The following is a 7,349-nucleotide window of genomic DNA, read 5'->3' on the forward strand; positions in this document are numbered from 1 at the left end:
CTGGTTGACAAGACCGTCGCGCGCTTCGGTCGCCTCGATGCAGCCGTGAACAACGCCGGCACCGAAGGCAAGCAAGGTCCGGTGACTGAGCAGACCGCCGAGAGCTACGCGGCCACCTTCGATACCAACGTGCTCGGCACGCTGCTGAGCATGAAGCATGAGCTGCGCGTGATGCTGCCACAGGGCAGTGGGAGCATCGTCAATGTTTCATCGGCCTATGGAAGCGTCGGCGCTCCGGGCGCGTCGGTTTACGTCGCGAGTAAACATGCGGTGGAAGGAATGACCAAGTCCGCCGCACTGGAAGTCGCGGGGACCGGCGTTCGCGTGAACGTGGTGGCGCCGGGCACTACGGACACGGGTATGCTCACGCGCTTCACCAGTACGGACGAAAATAAGGCTGCACTCGTCTCGACCGTGCCCGTTAAACGTCTCGCGACACCGGAGGAGATCGCTCATGTGATCGTCTTTTTAGCCTCCGCAGACGCTTCATACATGACCGGTCCGTCCATCCCTGTGGATGGAGGAATGCTGGCTGACTGATTGCCTCTTAAGGAGAAGCCGAATGAAAACCCCCGTTGTTTTGATCACTGGCGCCCTCACGGGCATCGGACGTGCCACCGCGATCGCCTTCGCGCGTAAAGGCGCGCGCATCGTCATCTCCGGCCGCCGCGACGAAGTCGGCCAGAAATTAGTGGCTGAACTCCGCGAGCTCGGCGCCGAGGCCGAATATTGGCGTACCGACGTGCGCCATGACGAAGATGTCCGCGACCTGGTTGACAAGACCGTCGCGCGCTTCGGTCGCCTCGATGCAGCCGTGAACAACGCCGGCACCGAAGGCAAGCAAGGTCCGGTGACTGAGCAGACCGCCGAGAGCTATGCGGCCACCTTCGACACCAACGTCCTCGGCACGCTGCTGAGCATGAAGCATGAGCTGCGCGTGATGCAGCCTCAGGGTCACGGCAGCATCGTCAATGTGTCGTCCACCTATGGCCACCTGGGCGCCGCCGGTGCGCCACTCTATGCCGCCAGCAAGCACGCGGTCGAAGGGCTGACGCGGTCGGCGGCGCTCGATGCAGCGGAGTTTGGTGTCCGCGTCAACGTCGTTGCTCCCGGGCCCATCGATACCGGCATGCTGGACCGCTTTACCGGAACTGCCGAAAAGAAAGCTGGTTTAGTGGCAGGCGTACCGCTCAAGCGAATGGGGAGGCCCGAAGAGATTGCGCATATGATCGTGTTTCTCGCATCCGACAAAGCGTCGTTCAGCACTGGTGCGACGTTCGCTGCCGACGGCGGCAAAACAGCGCGATAAAATAGATCAGGAGGTGCGACATGGCTCGCGGAAATATCAGTCATATTGCGCTGGCGGTTAGCGACTTGGAGCGCTCGGCAGCATTTTACGACAGAGTATTTGAATTCATCGGCTTCAAACGCGTCGAAGTTCCGGAATCGACTCAGCTGGCGATGAAAACACGGCTGAACGCGTGGGTCGGTGCAGGCTACTCAATCTCGATCCGCCCTTCGAAGGGAGAGTTTGCGCACAGACTGCACGATCGAAATGCTCCTGGAACTAACCACATGGCATTCAGTGCAGAGAGCCGATCGGAGGTCGAGAAAATGTACGAGCTCTTGAAGGAAATGAGAGCGACAGTACTCGACGCGCCCACGGAATATCCGTACTCGCCCGGATACTTCGCGGTCTATTTCACCGATCCTGACGGGCTGAAGTTCGAATTCGCCTATTCGCCATCATCTGACCGCTATCGGGCAGAACCGAGCGAGTGATAAGGACAGCGGATTCAGAGATTTCGGGAGACTGACAATATGGTCACAGACAACGGTCATCGCCGCGTTGTAACCGGACATCGGAGCGGAAAATCCGTGGTGCTGAGCGATCAGCATCGCGAGCTTTACAAGTTCAAGACGGTCGCCGGCTTTGAGCACACGTATATGTGGTCAACGAATGGCACCCTTGAATCCGACCCCGACAAGGTCGAGCAGGAACTGCCCAAGTCGGCGCTGCCATCCGCCGATGGCTCACTTCTCCATATCGTGACTTTTCCGCCCGCCAAGGCTGCCGCGTCTTCGACGTCGGATCCTTCGCAGATCGCTCAAGAATATCTCACGCGTCTGCCAGGACTTGCGGATACGTTCGAGCGCGATGGATCGCAAATGCATGTAACCCAGACCGTGGACTACGCGATCCTGCTGGCCGGTGAGCTATGGCTGGAACTCGACGACGGCGAGACGGTGCATCTGGTTGCGGGCGACATTGTCGTCCAGCAGGCGACGCGGCATGGCTGGCGCAACAAGGGCGAGCATCCCGCAACGATCGCTTTCGTGATGCTTGGCGCTGGCCCCCCCCAGGAGTAATCGATGAGTCGCATCGTTCGCCTTCACGAGTTCGGTGGAGAATCCAGTGCTGTCCTTGACGCCTTGAATATGAACGTACAGATTGGGAGTCAGTGGCCAAACCGTCGCATCGCGAGAAAATATTGACCGAAGGCCTTCGCGTCGTGCACGAGCGCGGGTTCGCGGGCGCGAGCGTTCGCGACATCGTCGCGGCTGCGGGAGTGCCGCAGGGGTCGTTCACCAATCACTTCACTTCGAAAGAAGCCTTCTGCCTTGAAATTCTCGATCTCTATTTCAAAGGTGCCCAGGCGACGATTCAGAGAACTCTGCGCAATGATTCGCTTCCGCCACTCAAGCGCTTGCGCGCCTTCATCGATGCGCAGATCCAGTATCTCAATCGGATCGGTTGGCAAAACGGATGCCTGGTCGGCAATTTCAGCGCAGAAGCGAGCGAGCATAGCGAAGTGATCAGGAAGCGGCTGGTTGAAATATATGAAGAGATGCGCCAGGCGGTCGCGTATTGCTTGAAAGCGGCGGTGAAGCTTGGCGAGGTGCCGCGGAAGACTCAGTGTGATGAACTCGCGGGCTTCCTGATTGCGTCTATGCAGGGCGCGATTCTTCTATCGAAGACGGAACGCAACTCGGTTCCGCTCGAGCGGTTTAAGCATTTGATTTTCTCGACCCTCCTGCGTTGAACAATCGCGGCGATGCCCGCAACCTAACCCCTAACCCCTTCCCGAGCGGTAAGGGGACCGGATTTAAGACAGCCGCGCTCCGAACTTATTCCTTGACTTGGCGGCGAGCGGCAGACTTAGATGATCGTATACCTATGCGCATCACGATTTTTGGCAATCATCGCCGTCTCGTCCTGGTGGCGGCGCTCGGTACCCTTCTGTCCCTGACTGCTTCAGCGGTCGCACGCGCGGGAATCTCCGACGCGGTCAAGGCTCAAACGCTGGCCAACGGGCTTCGTGTGCTGGTGCTGGAAAATCACAAGGCGCCGCTGGCGACCTTCAACGTCTTCTACCGCGTCGGCTCGCGCAACGAGCAGTTCGGCAAGACCGGTCTGTCGCATCTGTGCGAGCATCTGATGTTCAAGGGCACCAAGAAGCTGGGGCCCGAAGAGTTCTCGCAAATAATTCAGCAGAACGGCGGCGAGGATAACGCGTTCACTGAATCCGACTTCACCGATTACTTCGAGACGATCAACAAGAATCATATCGACGTGCCGATCACGCTCGAGGCCGATCGGATGGGCAACTTCGAGCCCAAGGATTTCGACAAGGAAAAGCACGTCGTGCTCGAAGAGCGGCGGATGCGCACCGAAGACAATCCGGAGGACGCACTCGACGAGATGGTGCGCGCGGCAGCGTACGTGGCGCATCCGTACCACTGGCCGGTGATCGGATGGTTCCACGATGTTGACGGGCTGACGCTCGACGACGCGATGGCGTATCACAAGATTTACTACTCTCCGCAAAACGCGTTGATCGTTGCGGTCGGCGATTTCGACAGCGACCAGGTGCTGAAGCTGATCAGCGAGGCATTCGCGGGAGTCAAGAACGGACCCAAGCCGCCGCCATTGACGGACCTCGAACCGCCGCAAGATGGAACGCGGCGCGTCGAGCTGAAGCATGCGGCGAATCTGCCGGCGTTCGAAGAGGCGTATCACGTGCCGAATATCGTCAGCCCCGACGCTTACGCGCTCGAAATTGCGTCGGAGATTTTGAGCGACGGGCAGAGCTCGCGACTGTACAAGAAGCTGGTCGTCGAAAAACAGATGGTGGTCGATATCGGCGCGGGCTACGACATGACGTCGTTCGATCCCGGACTGTTCGTCGTGTCGGCGCAGATGCGTCCCGGCATCAAGGCAGCGGACACGCAGGTCGAAGTCGAAAAGGAACTCACGGCGATGCGCGAGGCTCCGGTCGGAGCCGAGGAATTGCAGAAGGCCAAGAATCTCGAGCAGGCGCAATTCGTGTTCGGACAGGACTCGGTGATGCGTGAGGCCGAGATGCTCGGCGTGTACGAAATGCTCGGCGACTATCACATGGTCGACAAGTATCTCGACGGAATCGATAAGGTGACGGCGGCCGACGTGCAGCGCGTCGCGAAAACTTACCTGGTCGCGACCAATATGACTGAAGGCGTGCTGGTGCCGACCGGAGTGCTGAATCACGGGGGCGGCGGATTGAGCGGCGGAGAACTGCGATGAGCGGCGCGACGATTCGGAAAATCCTGGCGAGCGTCGCGGCGACTGCGATGTTGATATTCGCGGCCACGCCGTTGCATGCGCTCGAGATCAAGAAGGTGACGCTGAGCAACGGCGCGACGCTGCTGGTCTCGGAGCAGCATCAACTGCCGATGGTGACGGTGATGATCGAGTTTGACGCGGGCACGCGTCGCGATCCGAAGGGCAAGGAAGGGTTGGCGGAGTTGACGGGGCGATGCATCTCGCAGGGCACCAAGGAACTCACCGCGCCGGAGTTCGATCAGAAAGTCGATTTCATGGGCAGCTCGGTCGGCGTGTCGGCCGGCCGCGATTATTCGACGGCCGGGATGACGTCGCTGAAGAAATACCAGGGCGAGACGCTGCAGCTTCTGGCGGGAATTTTGACGGAGCCGGGACTTCGCGACGCCGATATCGAGCGCAAACGCGCCGAGCAGGTCGCGGAAATCAAGGCGGCGGAAGAGCAACCGGGCTACACCGCGAATGTGGAGTTCACGAAAGATCTGTTCGGCGACGCGCCGTACGGGCATCCGGGCGCTGGCTCGTCCGAGTCGGTCGCGAAACTCAGCAATGACGATGTGCGCGGCTTCTATCGCGACCACTACAAGCTCGGTGGCGCGATCATCGCGGTGGCCGGCGATGTGAACGCGGACGAACTTAAAGCATCACTTGAAAAAGCACTGGCCAACCTTTCGGGCACCGTCGCGCCGCAAGATGAGCCGGCGCCGATCAACGTTGCGCCGGGTCTGCACATGAAACTGATTGATCGAAACGTGATGCAAGCCAACATCATAATGGGTTCGGGCGGCGTCGAGCGCTCGAATCCGGATTTTTACCGGCTCAAGGTGATGAACTACATCCTGGGCGGCGGCGGATTTTCCTCGCGGCTGGTGAAGGTCGTTCGCAGCGAACATGGACTCGCCTACTCGATCAACAGCGGCTTCGAGCCGGGCAAATTCCAGGGCGCGTTCAACATTGGCCTGCAAACCAAAAACCAGAGCTCGAACGAGGCGATCGATCTGGTCCTCCAGCAGCTTCGCGAGATCCAGGAAAAGCCGGTCAGCGACGCCGAACTGGATGGCGCGAAAAAATTTCTCATCGGCAGCTTCCCATTGGGGATCGAGCGGCAGAGCGCGATCGCGTCCTTCATGGTGCAGATCGAGTTTTACGGGCTGGGGCTCGATTACGCGGATCAGTATCCGAAGCTGATCGAATCGGTCACCAAGGATGACGTGCTGGCGGTTGCGAAAAAGTATCTGCATCCCGATTCGATGATCGTCGTCGCGGTCGCGAATCAGAGCGACGCGAAGATCAAAACCTCGCAGACGGAGAAGGCAGCCGACGCCCCGGGCGCGCAATAATGCCGCGCTGATCTTCACGATCGGGCACTCGACGCATCCGATCGAGCGTTTCCTCGGATTGCTCAGCGAACATCGCATTGCGATCGTCGCCGACGTGCGATCGTTCCCCAGCTCCAAGCGATGGCCGCAGTTTAACCAGGCGGAACTCAGCGCGTCGCTCGAGCGCGCGGGAATCGAGTATCGATCGATCAAGCAGCTTGGCGGAAGGCGCAGCTCGAAGCGCGTCGATTCGCCGCATACCGCATGGCAACTTCCCGCGTTCCGAGCGTACGCGGACTATACGGAGAGTGCGGATTTTGAAGACGGCTTGCGCGAACTGACGCAGGCTGCGAGGGCCTCGCGCACAGCATACATGTGTTCCGAGGGATTGTGGTGGCGATGCCATCGGCGAATCATCTCGGACAATCTCGTGGTGCGCGACTGGACGGTCGAGCACATCATGCCCACCGGGAAATTATCGCCGCACGTGCTCGCGCCATTCGCGCGCGTCGTGGATGGACGAATTATTTACGACGGTGCGGTTGCGACAGAACCAGATTAAGCGGCCGCGCGATGGTTGAGCGCCTGGCGCAGGAAGCCCGCGGTGTACGATGCCTTGACGCCGGCGACTTCCTCGGGCGTGCCTTTCGCGACGACCTGGCCGCCGCGATCGCCGCCCTCGGGCCCGAGATCGATCAGGTAGTAGGCAGTCTTGATGACGTCGAGGTTGTGCTCGATCACGACGATCGTGTTGCCCGCATCGGCGAGGCGGCCCAGCACGCCGAGCAGCCGCTTGATATCGTCGAAGTGCAGGCCGGTCGTTGGTTCGTCGAGTATGTAAAACGTGCGGCCGGTCGCGCGCCGCGCGAGTTCCTTGGCGAGCTTGATGCGCTGCGCCTCGCCACCGGAGAGAGTAGTCGCGGACTGGCCGAGATGAATGTAGTCGAGGCCGACGTCGCGCAAGGTTTCGAGTTTCTGCCGAATCGGCGGAACTGAGCCGAGGAATTCGGCCGCGTCGAGCACGGTCATGTTGAGCAGCTCGGCAATATTTTTGCCCTTGTACTGAATCTCGAGCGTATCGCGATTGTAGCGCTTGCCGCCGCAGACCTCGCAGGTGACGTAAACGTCGGGCAGAAAGTGCATTTCGATTCGGATGATGCCGTCGCCTTCGCACGCTTCGCAGCGCCCGCCCTTGACGTTGAACGAAAATCGCCCCGGCCCATAACCGCGCATCCGCGCTTCAGGCAATTGCGCAAACAGCTCGCGGATATGGGTGAACAGACCGGTGTAGGTCGCGGGATTCGAGCGCGGCGTGCGGCCGATCGGACTTTGATCGACGTGAATGACCTTGTCGAGATGCTCGACGCCCTCGAGGGTCTTGTATGCGCCGGCGCGCTCGCGGCTGTGATTGAGCTTTTGCGACAGCGCGC

Annotated in this window: 9 protein-coding genes; 8 read left to right on the top strand and 1 reads right to left on the bottom strand. The window is 60.0% G+C overall.

Annotated features, from left to right (window positions below; translation table 11 throughout):
- The 8 genes from VIW95_RS16240 to VIW95_RS16275 form a co-directional block, all read left to right on the top strand.
- Positions 1 to 540: SDR family NAD(P)-dependent oxidoreductase (locus VIW95_RS16240; RefSeq protein ID WP_331588470.1), on the top strand; the 540-nt coding region annotated here is incomplete at its 5' end.
- 22 nt (positions 541 to 562) lie between these two features.
- A complete protein-coding gene (locus VIW95_RS16245) occupies positions 563 to 1,309 on the top strand; it encodes an SDR family NAD(P)-dependent oxidoreductase (protein ID WP_331588472.1) in 747 nt (248 codons plus the stop codon).
- 20 nt (positions 1,310 to 1,329) lie between these two features.
- Positions 1,330 to 1,782 carry a VOC family protein gene (locus tag VIW95_RS16250; RefSeq protein ID WP_331588474.1) on the top strand — a complete coding sequence of 151 codons (453 nt, stop codon included), beginning with the start codon at positions 1,330 to 1,332 and terminating at the stop codon, positions 1,780 to 1,782.
- Between the two features lie 39 nt (positions 1,783 to 1,821).
- Positions 1,822 to 2,370: a cupin domain-containing protein gene (locus VIW95_RS16255; RefSeq protein WP_331588476.1), complete on the top strand. Its 549-nt coding sequence runs from the start codon at positions 1,822 to 1,824 to the stop codon at positions 2,368 to 2,370.
- A 92-nt stretch (positions 2,371 to 2,462) separates the two neighbouring features.
- Positions 2,463 to 3,044, top strand: a complete 582-nt coding sequence (locus tag VIW95_RS16260) for a TetR/AcrR family transcriptional regulator (protein ID WP_331588478.1) — start codon at positions 2,463 to 2,465, stop codon at positions 3,042 to 3,044.
- Positions 3,045 to 3,178: 134 nt separating this feature from the next.
- Positions 3,179 to 4,564, top strand: coding sequence for a pitrilysin family protein (locus VIW95_RS16265; protein ID WP_331588480.1), 1,386 nt, complete (start codon positions 3,179 to 3,181; stop codon positions 4,562 to 4,564).
- Positions 4,561 to 5,940 carry a pitrilysin family protein gene (locus VIW95_RS16270; protein WP_331588482.1) on the top strand — a complete coding sequence of 460 codons (1,380 nt, stop codon included), beginning with the start codon at positions 4,561 to 4,563 and terminating at the stop codon, positions 5,938 to 5,940. Before VIW95_RS16265 ends, VIW95_RS16270 begins: the two co-directional genes overlap by 4 nt.
- A 40-nt stretch (positions 5,941 to 5,980) precedes the next feature.
- Positions 5,981 to 6,481 carry a DUF488 domain-containing protein gene (locus VIW95_RS16275; protein ID WP_331588486.1) on the top strand — a complete coding sequence of 167 codons (501 nt, stop codon included), beginning with the start codon at positions 5,981 to 5,983 and terminating at the stop codon, positions 6,479 to 6,481.
- Here the strand turns inward: VIW95_RS16275 and VIW95_RS16280 are convergent.
- Positions 6,478 to 7,349: ATP-binding cassette domain-containing protein (locus VIW95_RS16280; RefSeq protein ID WP_331588484.1), on the bottom strand; the 872-nt coding region annotated here is incomplete at its 5' end. The two genes, VIW95_RS16275 and VIW95_RS16280, sit on opposite strands and share 4 nt — an antisense overlap.

The organism is Binatus sp. (SeqCode) (assembly GCF_036522015.1).
Classification (GTDB): domain Bacteria; phylum Desulfobacterota; class Binatia; order Binatales; family Binataceae; genus Binatus.